Source organism: Methylotuvimicrobium alcaliphilum 20Z (assembly GCF_000968535.2).
In the GTDB taxonomy this organism is placed as follows: domain Bacteria; phylum Pseudomonadota; class Gammaproteobacteria; order Methylococcales; family Methylomonadaceae; genus Methylotuvimicrobium; species Methylotuvimicrobium alcaliphilum.
This window is the reverse complement of sequence record NC_016112.1, coordinates 4,094,045-4,109,688: the sequence shown is the minus strand read 5'-3', so window position 1 is coordinate 4,109,688 and position 15,644 is coordinate 4,094,045. Positions and strand designations below refer to the sequence as shown.

Genomic DNA, 15,644 nt, shown 5'->3' with positions numbered 1-15,644 from the left:
CGCTACTATGTCGCCAACAGACCGAACAGCCGAACAACCGCTTTTGTTAATCATCGATGACGATCCCGCGATTCGGATCTTGGTTAGCGAGGCATTGGCACCCCATGGGTTTACCGTTGAATCGGCGGAAAGCGGAGAGCGCGGCCTGGTTGTTTATGAGCAAGTTCATCCCGATATTATTTTGCTCGATATCAATATGCCCGGAATCGACGGCATCGAAGTTTGCCGGATAATCAGAGCATTACCCCAAGGGCAGCATGTCCCGATTCTGATCTTGACGGGCTCCGACGACACTCGGTCGATTGAAGAGGCATATCAGGCTGGAGCCAGCGATTTTATTACGAAACCGATCAATTGGCCGGTGCTGATCCACCATGTTCGTTATATGTTGCGCGCCGCACAAGCGCTTAGCGATCAATATAACGACATTCGCTTGCAGGCCTTGTTGTCATCGTTGATGGCATTGAAGTGCGGAACGTTCGATTCGCTCGAAGAAATGGCAAGGCAAACCCTAAATTTGATTGCACCGGAGCCTTTAGTTCAGTCGTTCAGCCGTTCCTGTGCGCTTTATCTAATGAATGATGAAGGATTGAAGTTCGTTGGTCAAACCGATTCCGGATTAACGCATTATCCTGAGCGAATCGAGGGGTTGCCGACGCAATCATTAGTTGCCGGTAACGGCTTTCCGCCGTGGCAAGCATTGTCATTGATCGAAGCGGACCGGTTATTGGGCGTTTTACTATATACGCCGGCGACTGATAATGGCGCCGGAGCCCGTATTTTTAAAAGTATTGCTGAAAAATTGACTCACTTGTTGGTACGCATACGGTCGGAGTTGGAAGTTCGGCTAACCGCCTCCGTATTCGCGAATACGTTGGACGGTATTGCAATTACCGATGCTCGTGGCGTGCTGTTGCGAGTCAATAGCGCTTTTGAAGCGATTACCGGATATGCGGCGAAGGATGTGCTTGGCAAAAATATCGGCATTCTTAAATCCGGAAAGCAAGATAAGCTGTTTTATCGCTCGTTATGGAACGGCTTGCAAAAAACCGGGAAGTGGCAAGGCGAGATATGGAATCGGCGTAAAAATGGTGAGATTTATCCGGAGTGGTTGAGTATCACCGCTATTGCCGATGCTCAAGGGAACGTCGCCCAATACATTGCTGTATTTGCCGATATTTCCAACCAAAAGGCACAGGAACAAGAAATCCGCAAGTTAGCCTATTTTGACGATTTGACGGGGCTCGCAAATAGAACCTTATTGAGCGATCGACTGCGAATAGCCTTGGCTCAGTCCGAACGAACGGATGACAGCGTGGCATTATTGTTCATCGATTTGGATCGCTTTAAAAATATCAACGATACATTGGGGCATTCGGTCGGCGATCAGTTATTGATGACGATTGCCGAAAGGCTAAAAGACATGTTCAGAGAAGCCGATACCGTGGCCAGACAAGGCGGCGATGAATTTATTGTTTTGTTGACCAACTTGGGAGGTGATAAGTCCGTTGCCGAACTGCATACGGCCCAGGTAGCAGAGCAGGTGCGTAAGGTATTGGCGTTCCCAATCCATTTGGCGCATCATGAATTGACGGTGACGGGAAGTATCGGTATCGCGTTTTATCCGCACGATGCCGCAACCGGTAACGACCTAATCAAGCATGCCGATACCGCGATGTATGTCGCGAAGGAAAAAGGCCGTAATCGCTTTAAATTATTTTACCCCAGTATGGCGGAAAGAGAGCGGCAACGCTTTACATTGGAAACGCTGTTGAAGAAAGCGATCGAAAACGCCGAGTTCGAGCTTCATTATCAACCGCAAGTCGACATCAGTCTGAAATCGGTCATCGGCGCCGAGTGTTTGATTCGTTGGAACAACGACCAATTAGGATGGGTTTCACCGATGGATTTTATCCCATTGGCAGAGGAAACCGGGTTGATTCATGATATTGGCGATTGGGTGCTGGCGACAGCCTGCGAGCGACTCAGGCACTGGGAGGAAACTCAGGCGCCTTTCAATAAAACCTGCAGCTATTTGGCTGTGAATGTTTCGCCGCGTCAATTTGCTAAAAAAGACTTCGCGCAACGTTTACGGCATATTATTTTGTCTAGTGGGCTTCAGGATTTGTCGATGTTGGAATTGGAATTAACCGAGGGATGCTTGATGCACCATTCTTACGAATCGATCAAAACGCTGGCCCAGTTGCGGAATATCGGGGTTCGAATATCAATCGATGATTTCGGTACCGGTTATTCCAATTTGAGCTATCTCAGAAACTTCCCATTGGATACGCTGAAGGTTGACCAGTCTTTTGTCCGGGACTGTATTGCCGATAGTAAAAGCCGAGCGATTGTTAAAGCCATTATTTCGATGGCCGATGGTCTTGGGTTAAGTACCATCGCGGAAGGTGTTGAAAACCATGAACAGCTAACATTTTTACAAAACCTGGGGTGCCGGGTTTTTCAAGGCTATTTGTTTTCAAAGCCAGTGGCGATCGATGAATTTGAAGCTTTTTTGAACGAGTCAATTTCGGTATTGGCGAAGGAGTAGTCAGGTTTTTACCGTGATCGCCGCGGCTATCTTTTAAAGCGAAAGTGCTTGGTTAGGGGCAAGGATATTGCCCCGGTTAGGGTTTAGAATTACAGAAAGAAAAATGCTTGTTTGTTGACTGCCACGAGCGCAATATAAATAAAGCAAAGTAAGGCGCCCGCAAATGCCAGCCAGCGTTGATTGCCATGACTGCGCATCGCGACGATACCTAGACCGATATAACCTAGTAGTGCCACGATTTTGGCAATGATCCAGCCGAAATCGGCCGAGAGCCAGCCACCGATAAAAACCAATGAAATTCCGCTGACTAGCAGCACCGTATCAATGACATGCGGGGCTATTTTTAACCATTTTTGCGATAGTAATGCAGAGTGGGTTTCCGACAAGAATATGCGCCCGGTAAAGCTGATGATGGAGAGCGCGACAAAAAGCATGTGGATATGTTTGATCATAGTGATTTTAATTTTCTAGAAAAGGTGATGGCCAAATAGGATGAATGTTCTGCGTATTACTTGAAATCAGGGCATTGTGCACGGAAAGCATGGTAGACACAAAACTAATGACTCTCTAGAGGTGCGGTTTGACTTGTCCTCATTCATTGATCAACAACCAATGTGTTATTTCGTCGAATAATTGTGTTTATTAGCTATACCTTTCGCACTTGAAATTTCGGCATTGCCTAAGGAGGCGCCGGGGTGTCCGACGAAGGCTTTGCCAGCATGGAGCTGGCATAGAGCCTACATGGACGTATTCACGGCGTCCTTTGATGGCACCCCGGTGCCGAATTTTGATCTACGATGGGTATATTTTAGTGGACCCAATGCTTATTCTAGGGTTAGCCGTTGTTTTTTGGCGCCGGTTTACCTGTTTATAACCGCGCGTTAATTTATAACATGCTATGCATTAACGCGCTACTCTCAAGAAAACAGCAGCAATTCCTAGTTTGAGCAGTTTCGCCGATTTTAGGGTATGGGGTATGCCTGTCGAGGAACGCCGTAAACCCATCCATGGGGGCTTGGCGGCAGCTAAGCGCCAAGGATGGTGTGAATGCAGATTTTGCATTACGCCAAGGATGGCGTGTAGTAGGGCAATGCAGGAGCAATTGCCGAGGAGCAAAAATCGACCGAACACCCCGGTACCTCCATACGCTAATGCCGAAATTTGAAGTGAGGTAAGTGTACAGTCATGTTTACCAATTCAAGCCCAGGAGTAAAAATAATACGATAATGGCCGGTGCGACGATATTCGGTAGCCGGCCTTCGTTCCATGGGAAGGTTTGGTTTTCGCCCATCAGATCTTTGATACGGTCATGGACTTGATCCTGCATGTGATAACGTGGGGTCATGATTTTTCTCCGGTTAAGTGGCGGGATGGGTTTTTGTGCCGATAACTGCGCATTTGCCCGATCAATACGCCTTGAATTTCAACTTGATGAGGTTTATAGCGCATTGGTTTTAAACCCGGATTCGCCGAAATCAGTACCGTTTCATGCGGGTACTGTTCGATGATTTTGAGCGTGGCTTCCATCTTGTCGATCAATGCTACGACGATTTCGCCGTTAAGGGCGTGGCTGCGTTGTTCGATGACGACCCAGTCGCCGTCGAAAATGCCCTCGTCGATCATCGATTCGCCTTTAACCTGTAAGATATAGCAAGGCTTGTCGGATTTTAGTTGATCTGGGACGTGCATGTAGTTGATATTTTCAATGGCTTCGATCGGTTTGCCGGCGGCGATTGCGCCGACTAACGGTAGCGTATTGCGTTGATCGTTAGCCGAAGGTTCTTTCAGTGCCAAGGCGTGGGCTGTTAAACGGATGCCTCGTTGTTTACGGTTAGGAGCTTCAACTAGGCCGGCACTAATGAGTCCTTGAATATGTTTGTGCAGCGAGCCTCTCGATTTTAGTCCGATAGCGGCGCATAATTCGTCGAGTGTCGGTGGATGTGTAAAGTCTTGTTGATCGAGTAAAAAATCAAATACTTCTTGTTGTTTACGGGTTAAGTTGAAAGGATGCATAGTTTGTTCTCTATCTGTTTTGAAAAATAGTATACAAAGAACAAACAGAAAACAATATTTATTTTTATTATGTTTTTCGAATGGCTATGACGACAGTAAAAAAATTATCGGAATGGCATGAGCCGATGCGGCAGTGGCGGCGGCATTTGCATCAATTTCCTGAAACCGCATTCGAGGAAAACGAAACGGCGCGTTTTATTGCCGCAAGATTAAGGGAATTCGGGCTTGATGTGCATGAAGGATTGGGGCAAACCGGTGTTGTGGCGAGTTTGGAAGCTGGCACGAGCTCTCGAAAAATTGCGCTAAGAGCGGACATGGATGCGTTGTTTATTCAAGAGCAAAATACGTTTGCGCATCGTTCGAAGCATGATGGAAAAATGCATGCATGCGGGCACGATGGTCATAGTGCGATGCTACTCGGTGCGGCAGGATATTTAAGTCGACATCCTCAATTCGATGGAACCGTATATTTCATTTTTCAACCGGCCGAGGAAGGCCGGGCCGGTGCGAAACGGATGATCGATGACGGCTTGTTTAAGTTGTTTCCAGTCGATTTCGTGTTCGGTATGCATAATTATCACGATATTCCGGAAGGACATTTTGCCGTCAAATCCGGCCCGATGATGGCTTCGTTCGATTGTTTCGAGATTGTTGTCACAGGGCGTGCCTCACATGCCGCAATGCCGCATTTAGGCAACGATGCTATTGTCGCCGCGGCGCAAGTGATCGGTGCTTTACAAACCATTGTTAGCCGTACGGTCGACCCGCTCAATTCGGCGGTAGTCAGCATTACGCAGATTCATGGGGGCGATACTTGGAATGCCTTGCCCGAGTCGGTTGTGTTGCGCGGTACGTTTCGATGCTTTACACCAGCGGTGCAGGAATTGATTGTTGATAAGATTAGAAAGACGGTCGAAGGAATTTGTGCGGGATTGGGCGTTAGCGGGTCGGTTGCGTTCAATCCCGAGAATCCGGGGTATCCGGTGTTGGTCAACGCGCCGGATGCGACCGAATTGGCATTACTGGCGGCAGCAAAGGTAGCGGGAAGCGAAGGAGTCGATTTGTGCCCGGTACCGAGCATGGGCTCGGAGGACTTTGCTTTTATGCTGCAGCAGGTGCCTGGGTGTTATGTATGGATCGGTAACGGCCCCTCGGAAGGCAGTTGTTTATTGCATAATCCGCATTACGATTTTAACGATGCAATTTTACCGATGGGAGCCGCCTATTGGGTTAGCTTGGTGGAAACGGTTTTGCCGGCGGAAGTTTGACGGTGCGATTAGTTTTTGTCTTCATTCGGCAGGGTTAACAAGTGGCTCATTTTTTCGACTTTGGTAGTTAGGTAAGCGCGATTGTCGTTATGGAAAACCGATTCGATCGGGATGCGATCCTCGACTTTGATGCCGAGTTGAGTCAATGCATCGATTTTTCTCGGGTTATTGGTAATCAATTGGATCGAATCGACGCCTAAGTCTTGTAGCATTAACGCGGCGAAAGTATAGTCGCGCTCGTCGTCCAAATGACCTAAATGAATGTTGGCATCGACCGTATCCATGCCTTGGTCTTGTAAGTTATAAGCCTGCAGTTTTTTCAATAACCCGATACCGCGACCCTCTTGGCGTAAATAAATCAACACGCCTTGCCCCGCGTTGCTGATAATCTGCAGTGCCTTGTCGAGCTGTTCGCCGCAGTCGCAACGTCGCGAACCGAGAACGTCGCCGGTAAAGCATTCGGAATGGATGCGAACCGGAATTCGGCTTTGGTTTGCGATTGAGCCCTTTACGAAGGCTACATGCTCCTTAGTGTCGATGTTGTTGCTGTAGTAATGTAGAACAAATTCGCCGTAACGGGTTGGAATGCGGGTTTGAACAAGATTTTTTATCTGAGGCTTCACGTCGTTTAATCGAAATAATGTAATGGGCTGTATTTTAACTAATTCGTCCGGTTCGTAGCGAAAAACTTTAGGATTTTTCAGCAATTCTCGGTTTATGCATTTTCGGCGGTTTAGGGTGTTTGTGATGATTATGATATTCTTTTATTGAAGTCGGACTTTGCGCGGCCGATGTGGCGGCAAGTTTAGATATACTCATCGTAGATCAAAATTCGGCACCGGGGGCCCGTCAAAGGACGCCGTGAATACATCCGTGCTGGCAAAGTCTTTGCCGAGCACCCCGGCGGCGCTTTAGGGACTGCCAAAATTTGAAGTGCGAAAGGTTTATAAGAGCTGCTTGGCTTGAAGAGACGGGTTATGAAAGAAGCAAAATATTTTTTAGGGCAGATCGTTCATCATAAATTGTTTAATTACCGTGGGGTTATCTACGATGTCGATTTCGAGTTTCGCGGCGGCGAAGAATGGTACGAAAAAGTAGCGCGCAGTCGACCCGCAAAGAATCAACCTTGGTATCATGTCTTGGTCGATAATGCCAGTCACCAAACCTATGTCGCGGAATGCAATTTGATGGTCAGTCAGAACAAGCAGCGCATTCATAATCCGATGGTAGATTACTATTTTGACGATTTTGAAAACGGGGTTTATTCGTTGCATGTCATGAAGAACTGATCTCGCGAACGAAGCAGCCGTTCGTCAATCGAGTTTATTTTCGCGCTTGTATCAGTTTGATAATGTCGCCGCTGCTCGAGTCGACATGAATCGAACTGAAGCCGGAGGCTTGCACGTTTTTGATCGTTTGCCGATTGATGTTTGCGCCGAGCAATGAAACCGTCAACGGGTTCAATAGATTCATCAAGCGAGCAAGCAAAGGTCTTGAGCTTAAAACGTGTTCGAGCAGCACGATTTGTCCGCCCGGTTTTAAGACTCGATGCAATTCTTTGAGCCCTTTTCTGGGCGAGGGGACCGAGCAAAATACGAAAGAGGCAATCACGGTATCGAAACAATTGTCGGCAAATTCAAGCGATTCGATATCCATTTCATGAAGATCGACATCGATCTGTTTTCGGTTTTTTTTGTGTCTTGCAATATCCAGCATTTTGCCGCTGAAGTCGATTGCGGTTATCCGGGCGCCATGCGGGTAATAATCGAAGTTTTTACCTGTGCCTACGCCAATTTCAAGAATATGCTCGCCTTCGGCTTTGGCCCATAAGCGGTTTCGCCATTTTTTGAAAAATAAGCCTTCCATGACGGCTTCAAGGTTGTCGAAATAAGGCGCTAGTCGGTCATAGCGTTTTTTGATCGAGAGGCTGTCCGGTTTCATATCATCTCCGTGTCATAGCGCATTAAAGAACTCGAATTGGTTTATCCTAGAAAGAGCCTTTCACCATGAAAATCATGAAGAATAGCTTCTTACCCGTTTGTGTAAAACTTTCGTTCACCCGAAAATTAGTGGGTTGCTAAAGCAACCTATTGAATTAACTAATATACTGCATGTGCTTTATGGTTAAACTACCGACTTTACTGTGAAAGTTCGTAGATTTAGACTCTTTATTTAATTTTTCGATATATACCCATCGTAGATCAAAATTCGGCACCGGCGTCCTGTCGGGCGAGTGATCGCACCCTCCACCAACGCCACGCGCTTTCATTTGCCGGGCCTTCATGAACGTTAGGTTTATAGTACACGCGCATCAAGTTTCAGCTTTTAATCGCTCTCATTCTAACCTTCTCTCAAAGAGAGAAGGTATTGAAGTGCCGAAATTTAATCGACGATAGGGTTAATCCGCGTGTTTATAAAGTCTTGAAGACTTTTGCCGCGATATCCAGCGTTTCATCGATGATCTCGTCACTATGCGCGGCTGAAACGAAACCGGCTTCGAAGGCCGACGGAGCCAGATAAACACCATTGTCGAGCATTGAGTGGAAAAAGCGTTTGAAACGGTCTTGATCGCATTGAGCGACTTGTGCGAACGAAGTGATTTGCTTGTCTTCGCTGAAAAACAAGCCGAACATGCCTCCGACGACATTGCTTGAAAGGGGTATTCCTGCTTGGCTGGCACGGTCTTTCATGCCATTGACGAAGCGGGCCGTTTTCTCGGTTAAAACTTCGTAGAAGTTCGGTTTCGCAATCAGCTCGAGTGTTTTCAGTCCCGCGGCCATGGCGACCGGGTTGCCCGAGAGTGTACCGGCTTGGTAAACCGGACCGATCGGTGCGAGATATTCCATGACTTGTCGTTTGCCGCCAAAAGCGCCGACCGGCATGCCACCGCCGATGACTTTACCGAGCGTGGTCAGGTCGGGCGTGATGTTGTAAACCCCTTGTGCGCCATGCAATCCTACACGGAATCCGGTCATTACTTCATCGAAAATCAATAGCGCGCCGGATTCGTCGCAGACTTGGCGTAGCGTTTCGAGAAAACCGGAAACCGGCGGGATGCAGTTCATATTGCCGGCGACCGGTTCGACTATGATGCAAGCGATGCTGTCGCCGATTTTTTTGAATAACTCGACGACAGATTCGTTATCGTTGTAGGTTAACGTGATCGTATTTTCCGCCAGAGCCGCAGGAACGCCCGGCGAACTCGGTACTCCGAATGTTAGTGCTCCCGAGCCGGCCTTGACCAAGAGCGAGTCGGAATGGCCGTGATAACAACCTTCGAATTTAACGATTTTGTCGCGTTCGGTGAAGCCGCGGGCTAAGCGAATCGCGCTCATTGTCGCTTCGGTGCCGGAACTGACCATTCTAACCAACTCGATCGACGGCATCAGTTCGCAAACGGCTTGAGCAATGCGGGTTTCAATTTTGGTCGGCGCACCGAAGCTAAGACCTTTTTGGGCGGTTTCAGTGACGGCAGCGATCACTTCAGGATGGGCGTGTCCTAGAATCATTGGTCCCCAGGAACCGACATAATCGATGTAACGCTTGTTTTCGCTATCGAAAATATAAGGGCCGGAAGCATGGTCGATGAAAACCGGTGTGCCGCCGACGCCGCCGAATGATCTAACCGGCGAATTGACGCCGCCGGGAATGACTTGTTTTGCTGCGGAGAATAGATCGTTTGAATGGGTCATGATTTTTTTTGAATTAGAGCGGGTCAAAGTATAACCATCGTAGATGAAAATTCGGCCTTGGGGTACCCGTCAAAGGACGCCGTAAATACTTCCATGTAGGCTCTATGCCAGCTCCATGCTGGCAAAGCCTTTACCGAGCACCCCAAGGCCTCCTCCGACAATGCCGAAATTTGAAGTGCGAAATATATACTTGTAAAGGACTGATGGTTTCGACTCCTATTGTACTAGGGTATACAAAGACATGAAATCATCATATTATTGTTTCGTTTGGCCTTAAGTATCTAAACTTTAAAACTATTACCAAAACAATGCATTATATAAAAAATATTAGTCTAGTGTGGGGCGTCTTGTTGACGGGCTTTTTTTTGATCGCCGGATGCTCGGACGATAAGTCTTCTTCGAGGCCTTCGGAGCCGGTTAAAACCAAAGCTCATGTCAAGTTTGATCACGCGCATGGGAGCGAAGTCAGCGATTTGGTCAAGCATCAATTCGAACACCAATTTGCCGATCAATGTGTGGAAAGGGAAGTTAAGAATTCAGTCAATAAAGAACTCGACAGAAAACGTTTTGCCGAACCTTGCATGTGTATCGCGACTTATCTGCTCAAGGATTTGACGGCTAAGGAAGCCGAGCTATTCGTCAAAGAAAATAAAAATACGCAGTCTCTTAGGATTAAATTCGAAAGCGCCGCATACCACTGTCTGCAAAAAAAAGCCCAACCGAAAAGTCCTAATCTATTCGGTAAGCGCTAATTAGTTCTAGCGCTTACGTTTAAAATTCGGCGCTTGGCGGTGAAGGTTCATGCAACATCCGCCAGCGCCGAATTCGATTTAAAGCAAGTTTAAAACTTCCGGTAAAAAGAACTCGTTAACCAGTAGCGGTTTTTGGCGGATGGCGTATACGGTTCTTCTTGCCCAGAGCGGTTGTTCGATACAGGCTTCGTTGACGGCAAAGGGCGTCCAAAGCGGCGGGGCGATAAGCGCGAAATCCATTTCCAGTCTGGCTAACTTAGGATAAGAAAAAATCACTTCTCCCAGCGGTTTAGTGCCAAGGTGGGCTAGGTTGCGCCGAGCGGCTTTGATTGTTTTTTCCGGAATCAGCGTACGAGCTAAGACTAGCGGCTTGCCGTCGGCATGCAATAACACCTCGCGGGTTAAGGTGTAACGTCCCGGATTGAGTTTGAGCCGTTCGCGCTCGCTCAAAAAAGGCAGGCGCCGGCAATTGAGTAGTATTTTTACTTTGACGGCATCGCCGTAGTAGCTGCGCAATCGTTGCGTGATCGATCCGGGCTCGTAGATCCAGGATTGCGCTGACCGCGGAATCGTATGGTGCTCTCCGGGGCGACTGACGATCCAGTTCGGTTCTTGTGTTAATAAAAGGCTTTTAATCGGCAAGCGTATCATACCTCGGCATAATTGACGGTTTCTCCGAGCCAGCGTTTGATTAACGGTTGAACGGCATCGGGGGAATGGTGAAGCAGCGATTCGGCAATCGTTGGGATATTATCCAGTAGATCCGTGTCTCGATCCAAATCGGCGATTTTAAATTGCATTTGCCCGGTTTGTCGGGTACCCATGACTTCGCCCGGTCCGCGTAGCTCCAAGTCTTTTTCGGCAATCATAAAGCCGTCGTTTGTGTCTCTTAGAATACCGAGCCGATGTCTCGCCGTGTCGGAGAGAGGGGATTGATAGAGTAGCAAACAATAACTATCGTCTTTGCCCCGGCCGACCCGTCCTCGTAGCTGGTGAAGTTGAGATAGGCCCAAGCGTTCCGGATTTTCGATGATCATGAGTCCGGCGTTAGGAACATCCACGCCAACTTCGATGACGGTGGTCGCGACTAAAAGATCGATTCGGTGGTTCTTAAAGTCTTGCATTACGGCATCCTTGTCGGCGGCTTTCATGCGTCCGTGTACCAGTGCAATGCGAATGTCCGGTAATACTTGGGTGAGTAGTTCAGCGGTTTTTTCGGCGGCTTCGCATTGTAAGGCCTCGGACTCCTCGATCAAGGTGCAGACCCAGTAGGCCTGACGTTTCTGAGCGACCCAGTGACCGATACGGGCAATGACCTCTTCGCGGCGTTCGGAGGGAATGACGCTGGTGACGATGGGCTTTCTGCCGGGCGGTAATTCGTCGATGATCGAGATATCCAGGTCCGAGTATTGTAGCATAGCCAGGGTTCGCGGGATCGGTGTGGCGGTCATGACCAGTTGATGCGGTCGAATTCCGGCATTACGCCCTTTGTCTCTGAGCGCCATACGTTGATGCACGCCGAAGCGGTGCTGTTCGTCGATGACGATCAAACCTAGTTTTTTAAAGGTGACGGATTCTTGAAATAGGGCGTGTGTCCCGATCACGATGCCGGCAGAGCCATCTTCAAGCGATTCGAGCGCGGCCTTTCGGGTATTGCCTTTGATTTGCCCGGTCAAGAAGATGATTTGAGTCTGAAAACTGTCGAACCATGCGCTAAAATTTCGAAAATGTTGTTCGGCCAGCAATTCAGTCGGCGCCATGACTGCGACTTGATATCCCGTTGCCAAGGCTAGTAAGGCGGCGTATGCCGAAACGACGGTTTTGCCGGAGCCGACATCGCCCTGTACCAGGCGTAACATGGGTTGTTGTTGACTGCAATCGGCTTCGATTTCAGTAATAACGCGTTGTTGCGCACCGGTTAGTTGGAAAGGTAGCGATTTTAGAAAATGCCGACGGGTAATCTCGTCAATAGTAAAAGGAGGGGCTGGCTGTGCGCGGGCTTGTTCACGGACGACTCTCAAACTGAGATGATGACTTAACAGTTCTTCAAAGGCTAAGCGTTTTCGCGCCGGATTATCGTTTTGGAGTAATGTCTCGGCGGTCATCTGTTCGCTTGGGGCATGCAGGAAGTTGATGGCCTCTATTAGCGTAGGATAATGGAAACGCTGTAAAAGCGATTCCGGTAACCAATCGGTCAAGTGTTTAAGATGCAGGTTTAACGTTTGTTTGATCGCTTTTCTAAGTAAGGATTGGCTTAAGCCTTCGGTCAGCGGATAAACCGGCGTTAAGGTGTCTTCGGTGACCGTTTGTTCGGGATTGTTGAGGATTTTATAGTCGGGATGGATCATTTCTAAGCCCGCATAGCCGTGACGCACTTCCGCGAAACAACTGAGGTAGGTTCCCGGGCTCAGCTGCGTCAGTTGCGCGGCGCTAAAATGAAAAAAACGTAGACTAATAAACCCGGTGCCGTCGCCGATTCGGCAGATCAGGCTTTTACGGCCTCGCAGCAGCGTGTCGGTTAATTCGACTTTGCCTTTGATCAAGGCAGTCATCCCCGGTTTTAGAGCCCCAATGGCTTGGGTTCGAGTTCTATCCTCATAGCGGTGTGGGAGATGGAAGATAAGATCCTGACAGTTTCGGATGCCTAGCTTTTCTAGCTTGCTTGCCGTTTGTTTGCCGATGCCGCCCAATGAAGCGACCGATTGATCAAGTGGATCGTTACGGTCCATCGTAGAGTGTTGGCTCTATGCCGGATAGAGTTCGTTACGTAAATGCATGACAGCGTCAATTTCGACGCCAACACCTTTCGGTAATGCTGCGACTCCGATCGCGGCTCGGGCCGGGTAGGGTTCGCTGATGAATTCACCCATGACCTCGTTGACGATAGGGAAGTTGGATAGGTCGGTTAAATAAACATTCAATTTGACGATATCCGTTAAATCGCCGCCGGCCGCTAATGCGACCGCTTTTAAGTTAAGGAACACTTGGGTGATTTGGTTACGAATGTCTTCCGAGACAACGTCCATGGTTTTAGGGTTCAAGGGGATTTGACCGGATAAGTAAACGGTATTGTCGACCTTAACGGCCTGTGAATAAGTGCCGATGGCTTGTGGCGCGTCCGGAGTATGGATGATTTCTTTATTCATGAGCAGAGTGATAAGTTTGATCTAAGAGTATTTATCTAGGCCTTGACTCGCGTAATCTTTAAAACAATCGTCAATTTTTTCAGGCGGCGCATAATATTGGCTAAATGGACTCGGTCTTTAACGGTGAGTGTGATCAAATCGACCGAGACTCGGTCGTCCTGGTCGACTACAGTGACGTTTTCGATATTCGAGTCCATTTCTGAGATGGTTGCGGCGATAGTTGCGAGTGTTCCCCGTTGATTGAGTAGCTCAATGCGAATTTCCGCCGGAAATTCTCCACTGGTATCCTTGCTCCATTCGACATCCAGCCAGCCGGTTTGTTTTTTTCTTGAATCGCTGCTGTTTCTGCATTCATGATGATGAACGACGATGCCGCGTCCGGGGTTGAAAAAACCGACGATCGAATCGCCCGGTATCGGGCGGCAACATTTGGCCAGTGTGACGACCATGCCTTCCGTACCTTTGATAATTAGCGGGCTGTTGATGCCTTGTTCGTTATCGTCGAGTCTAACCGTCGACGAGATGTCGTCTTGGCTCAAGCGTTTGGCGACCAAAAACGGCATTTTATTACCGAGTCCTATGTCCTCGAGTAAGACATCCATCGAGTTGACCGACAGCACCTCCAAAAGTTTGTTCACGCGCTCCGATGGAATGGTGTCCAATTGTAAGTTCATGCCTTGCAATTCTTTTTCCAGGAGGCGGCGTCCGAGGTTGATCGCTTCCTGTTGTTTAAAGTTCTTTAGATAGGCGCGGATGCTGCTGCGGGCCTTAGCGGTGACGACATAGTTTAGCCAGAGCGGATTGGGTCGGGCCCAAGATGTGGTGATGACTTCGACGGTTAAGCCGTTTTCGAGTTGCGTTTGCAACGGCACCAGTTGTTTATCGACCCGAGCCGAGACGCAGGAATTGCCGATATCGGTATGCACCGCATAAGCGAAGTCGACGATCGTCGCGCCGCGTGGCAATTTGATAATACCGCCTTGAGGCGTGAATACGAAGACTTCTTGGGGGTAGAGGTCGATTTTAAGATTATCGATAAACTCCATGGAGTTGCCGGCCGATTTGTGAATCTCCAGTAATTCACGCAGCCATTCATTAGCTCGTGCTTGGGCATGCTCGGTTTTGTCGCTTTCCGCTTTATCGCTATCGGATTTATAAAGCCAATGTGCGGCAATGCCCGATTCCGACATTCGGTGCATTTCATGGGTTCTGATTTGAATTTCAATCGGGACACCGTAAGGGCCGATCAATATCGTATGCAGGGACTGATAACCGTTAGCCTTGGACAATGCGATATAATCCTTGAATCGCCCGGGGACCGGGTTATAGAGATTATGAACGACGCCCAGTACGCGATAGCAGGTGTCGGGTTGATCGCAAAGAATTCTAAAGGCATAAACGTCGAACACGTCGGCAAAGGATATCTTTTTGTTGAGCATTTTTTGATAAATGCTATAAAGATTTTTTTCACGTCCTTCGACTTCGCATTCCAAGCCGGCTTCGCGTAGGCGGTTTTTAATCGAATTCTGGATGATTTCGACGATTTCTCTTCGATTCCCTCGCGCTTTTTTGACGGCGTTTTTTAGGACTGCATGGCGGCCGGGGTATAAGGCTTTAAAACCGAGGGATTCCAATTGATGGCGGATATGGTTCATGCCCAGTCGGTTGGCGATGGGCGCATAAATATCCAGTGTTTCTCGAGCGATGCGGCGTTTTTTTTCAGGTGGCATCGAGCCTAAGGTTTGCATGTTGTGCAGACGATCGGCTAGTTTGACCATGATGACGCGCAAATCTTTGGTCATGGCCAAAAACATTTTTCGGACATTTTCCGCCTGAGCTTCGGCTCTCGATTTGCTGTCGATTTTGCTCAGCTTTGTAACGCCGTCAACCAGTTCGGCCACTTCCATGCTAAACAAGCGGCCGAGGTCATCCTTGCTGGCGTGCGTGTCTTCGATGACATCATGCAGTAGCGCTGCCATGATCCCTTTCGCATCCATGCGCATTTCCGCCAGGCTGATGGCCACGGCGATAGGGTGGCAAATGTAAGCTTCTCCGCTCTTTCTGAACTGGCCGGCATGCGCCTCCGCACCATACTGATAGGCCCTGCAGATATCGTTGATTTGGTTTTGGTCCATATAGCTTTCCAGAGTCGAGCATAAACGCCGGATCAGTTTATCCTGAGGACGTTCGAGTTCGAGACTGTCAGCTAGTTGTAACATGGC

15 protein-coding genes are annotated in these 15,644 nt (G+C 48.5%); 4 read left to right on the top strand and 11 right to left on the bottom strand.

Annotated elements, in window-relative coordinates; all coding sequences use genetic code 11:
- Positions 1 to 7: 7 nt before the first annotated feature.
- On the top strand, positions 8 to 2,551 hold the full coding sequence (locus tag MEALZ_RS17470; RefSeq protein WP_048481348.1) for a two-component system response regulator: 2,544 nt from the start codon (positions 8 to 10) through the stop codon (positions 2,549 to 2,551).
- A gap of 89 nt (positions 2,552 to 2,640) precedes the next feature.
- Here MEALZ_RS17470 and MEALZ_RS17465 read toward each other — a convergent pair whose 3' ends face one another.
- From MEALZ_RS17465 to lexA, 3 genes are all read right to left on the bottom strand, one after another.
- The gene (locus MEALZ_RS17465; RefSeq protein ID WP_014149977.1) at positions 2,641 to 3,003 is read right to left on the bottom strand and encodes a SirB2 family protein; all 363 of its coding nucleotides are present in this window, start codon (positions 3,001 to 3,003) and stop codon (positions 2,641 to 2,643) included.
- A gap of 737 nt (positions 3,004 to 3,740) precedes the next feature.
- Positions 3,741 to 3,896 (bottom strand): hypothetical protein, encoded by a 156-nt coding sequence (locus MEALZ_RS22850; protein WP_014149976.1) that lies wholly within the window; start codon positions 3,894 to 3,896, stop codon positions 3,741 to 3,743.
- Entirely contained in the window at positions 3,893 to 4,564 is a 672-nt protein-coding gene (gene lexA, locus MEALZ_RS17460) for a transcriptional repressor LexA (RefSeq protein ID WP_014149975.1), read from the bottom strand. Before lexA ends, MEALZ_RS22850 begins: the two co-directional genes overlap by 4 nt.
- 86 nt (positions 4,565 to 4,650) lie before the next feature.
- Here lexA and MEALZ_RS17455 point away from each other — a divergent pair, with 86 nt between their 5' ends.
- Positions 4,651 to 5,832, top strand: a complete 1,182-nt coding sequence (locus MEALZ_RS17455) for a M20 aminoacylase family protein (protein WP_046061667.1) — start codon at positions 4,651 to 4,653, stop codon at positions 5,830 to 5,832.
- Between the two features lie 8 nt (positions 5,833 to 5,840).
- Here the strand turns inward: MEALZ_RS17455 and ribA are convergent, their stop codons facing one another.
- Both ribA and MEALZ_RS23830 read right to left on the bottom strand, forming a co-directional pair.
- Entirely contained in the window at positions 5,841 to 6,455 is a 615-nt protein-coding gene (gene ribA, locus MEALZ_RS17450) for a GTP cyclohydrolase II (protein WP_083877788.1), read from the bottom strand.
- Between the two features lie 67 nt (positions 6,456 to 6,522).
- Positions 6,523 to 6,651 (bottom strand): hypothetical protein, encoded by a 129-nt coding sequence (locus MEALZ_RS23830; protein ID WP_269844349.1) that lies wholly within the window; start codon positions 6,649 to 6,651, stop codon positions 6,523 to 6,525.
- Positions 6,652 to 6,809: 158 nt separating this feature from the next.
- Here MEALZ_RS23830 and hspQ point away from each other — a divergent pair, with 158 nt between their 5' ends.
- Positions 6,810 to 7,121: a heat shock protein HspQ gene (gene hspQ / locus MEALZ_RS17445; RefSeq protein WP_014149972.1), complete on the top strand. Its 312-nt coding sequence runs from the start codon at positions 6,810 to 6,812 to the stop codon at positions 7,119 to 7,121.
- Between the two features lie 34 nt (positions 7,122 to 7,155).
- On the opposite strand, the gene MEALZ_RS17440 is transcribed toward hspQ, so the two are convergent.
- Both MEALZ_RS17440 and hemL read right to left on the bottom strand, forming a co-directional pair.
- Positions 7,156 to 7,773 (bottom strand): class I SAM-dependent methyltransferase, encoded by a 618-nt coding sequence (locus tag MEALZ_RS17440; protein ID WP_014149971.1) that lies wholly within the window; start codon positions 7,771 to 7,773, stop codon positions 7,156 to 7,158.
- Positions 7,774 to 8,243: 470 nt separating this feature from the next.
- Positions 8,244 to 9,524, bottom strand: a complete 1,281-nt coding sequence (gene hemL, locus MEALZ_RS17435; protein WP_014149969.1) for a glutamate-1-semialdehyde 2,1-aminomutase — start codon at positions 9,522 to 9,524, stop codon at positions 8,244 to 8,246.
- 308 nt (positions 9,525 to 9,832) lie between these two features.
- Here hemL and MEALZ_RS17430 point away from each other — a divergent pair, with 308 nt between their 5' ends.
- Positions 9,833 to 10,276 (top strand): hypothetical protein, encoded by a 444-nt coding sequence (locus MEALZ_RS17430; RefSeq protein ID WP_014149968.1) that lies wholly within the window; start codon positions 9,833 to 9,835, stop codon positions 10,274 to 10,276.
- Positions 10,277 to 10,354: 78 nt separating this feature from the next.
- Here the strand turns inward: MEALZ_RS17430 and MEALZ_RS17425 are convergent, their stop codons facing one another.
- Genes MEALZ_RS17425 through spoT form a run of 4 tightly spaced genes read right to left on the bottom strand, consistent with a single transcriptional unit; the run spans position 10,355 to position 15,641 of the window.
- Entirely contained in the window at positions 10,355 to 10,927 is a 573-nt protein-coding gene (locus MEALZ_RS17425) for a chorismate--pyruvate lyase family protein (RefSeq protein WP_014149967.1), read from the bottom strand.
- Positions 10,924 to 13,005, bottom strand: coding sequence for an ATP-dependent DNA helicase RecG (gene recG, locus MEALZ_RS17420; protein WP_014149966.1), 2,082 nt, complete (start codon positions 13,003 to 13,005; stop codon positions 10,924 to 10,926). The genes MEALZ_RS17425 and recG overlap by 4 nt, the downstream gene beginning before the upstream one ends.
- 15 nt (positions 13,006 to 13,020) lie before the next feature.
- Positions 13,021 to 13,422 (bottom strand): RidA family protein, encoded by a 402-nt coding sequence (locus tag MEALZ_RS17415; protein ID WP_014149965.1) that lies wholly within the window; start codon positions 13,420 to 13,422, stop codon positions 13,021 to 13,023.
- 35 nt (positions 13,423 to 13,457) lie between these two features.
- On the bottom strand, positions 13,458 to 15,641 hold the full coding sequence (spoT, locus tag MEALZ_RS17410) for a bifunctional GTP diphosphokinase/guanosine-3',5'-bis pyrophosphate 3'-pyrophosphohydrolase (protein WP_014149964.1): 2,184 nt from the start codon (positions 15,639 to 15,641) through the stop codon (positions 13,458 to 13,460).
- Between the last annotated feature and the right edge of the window lie 3 nt (positions 15,642 to 15,644).

What these genes read in the sequence shown, in the direction of transcription:
- MEALZ_RS17470 (WP_048481348.1), top strand. Translation starts at nt 8, where the DNA reads ATGTCGCCAACAGACCGAACAGCCGAACAACCGCTTTTGTTAATCATC.
- MEALZ_RS17465 (WP_014149977.1), bottom strand. Translation starts at nt 3,003, where the DNA reads ATGATCAAACATATCCACATGCTTTTTGTCGCGCTCTCCATCATCAGC.
- MEALZ_RS22850 (WP_014149976.1), bottom strand. Translation starts at nt 3,896, where the DNA reads ATGACCCCACGTTATCACATGCAGGATCAAGTCCATGACCGTATCAAA.
- lexA (WP_014149975.1), bottom strand. Translation starts at nt 4,564, where the DNA reads ATGCATCCTTTCAACTTAACCCGTAAACAACAAGAAGTATTTGATTTT.
- MEALZ_RS17455 (WP_046061667.1), top strand. Translation starts at nt 4,651, where the DNA reads ATGACGACAGTAAAAAAATTATCGGAATGGCATGAGCCGATGCGGCAG.
- MEALZ_RS23830 (WP_269844349.1), bottom strand. Translation starts at nt 6,651, where the DNA reads ATGAGTATATCTAAACTTGCCGCCACATCGGCCGCGCAAAGTCCGACT.
- hspQ (WP_014149972.1), top strand. Translation starts at nt 6,810, where the DNA reads ATGAAAGAAGCAAAATATTTTTTAGGGCAGATCGTTCATCATAAATTG.
- MEALZ_RS17440 (WP_014149971.1), bottom strand. Translation starts at nt 7,773, where the DNA reads ATGAAACCGGACAGCCTCTCGATCAAAAAACGCTATGACCGACTAGCG.
- hemL (WP_014149969.1), bottom strand. Translation starts at nt 9,524, where the DNA reads ATGACCCATTCAAACGATCTATTCTCCGCAGCAAAACAAGTCATTCCC.
- MEALZ_RS17430 (WP_014149968.1), top strand. Translation starts at nt 9,833, where the DNA reads ATGCATTATATAAAAAATATTAGTCTAGTGTGGGGCGTCTTGTTGACG.
- MEALZ_RS17425 (WP_014149967.1), bottom strand. Translation starts at nt 10,927, where the DNA reads ATGATACGCTTGCCGATTAAAAGCCTTTTATTAACACAAGAACCGAAC.
- recG (WP_014149966.1), bottom strand. Translation starts at nt 13,005, where the DNA reads ATGGACCGTAACGATCCACTTGATCAATCGGTCGCTTCATTGGGCGGC.
- MEALZ_RS17415 (WP_014149965.1), bottom strand. Translation starts at nt 13,422, where the DNA reads ATGAATAAAGAAATCATCCATACTCCGGACGCGCCACAAGCCATCGGC.
- spoT (WP_014149964.1), bottom strand. Translation starts at nt 15,641, where the DNA reads ATGTTACAACTAGCTGACAGTCTCGAACTCGAACGTCCTCAGGATAAA.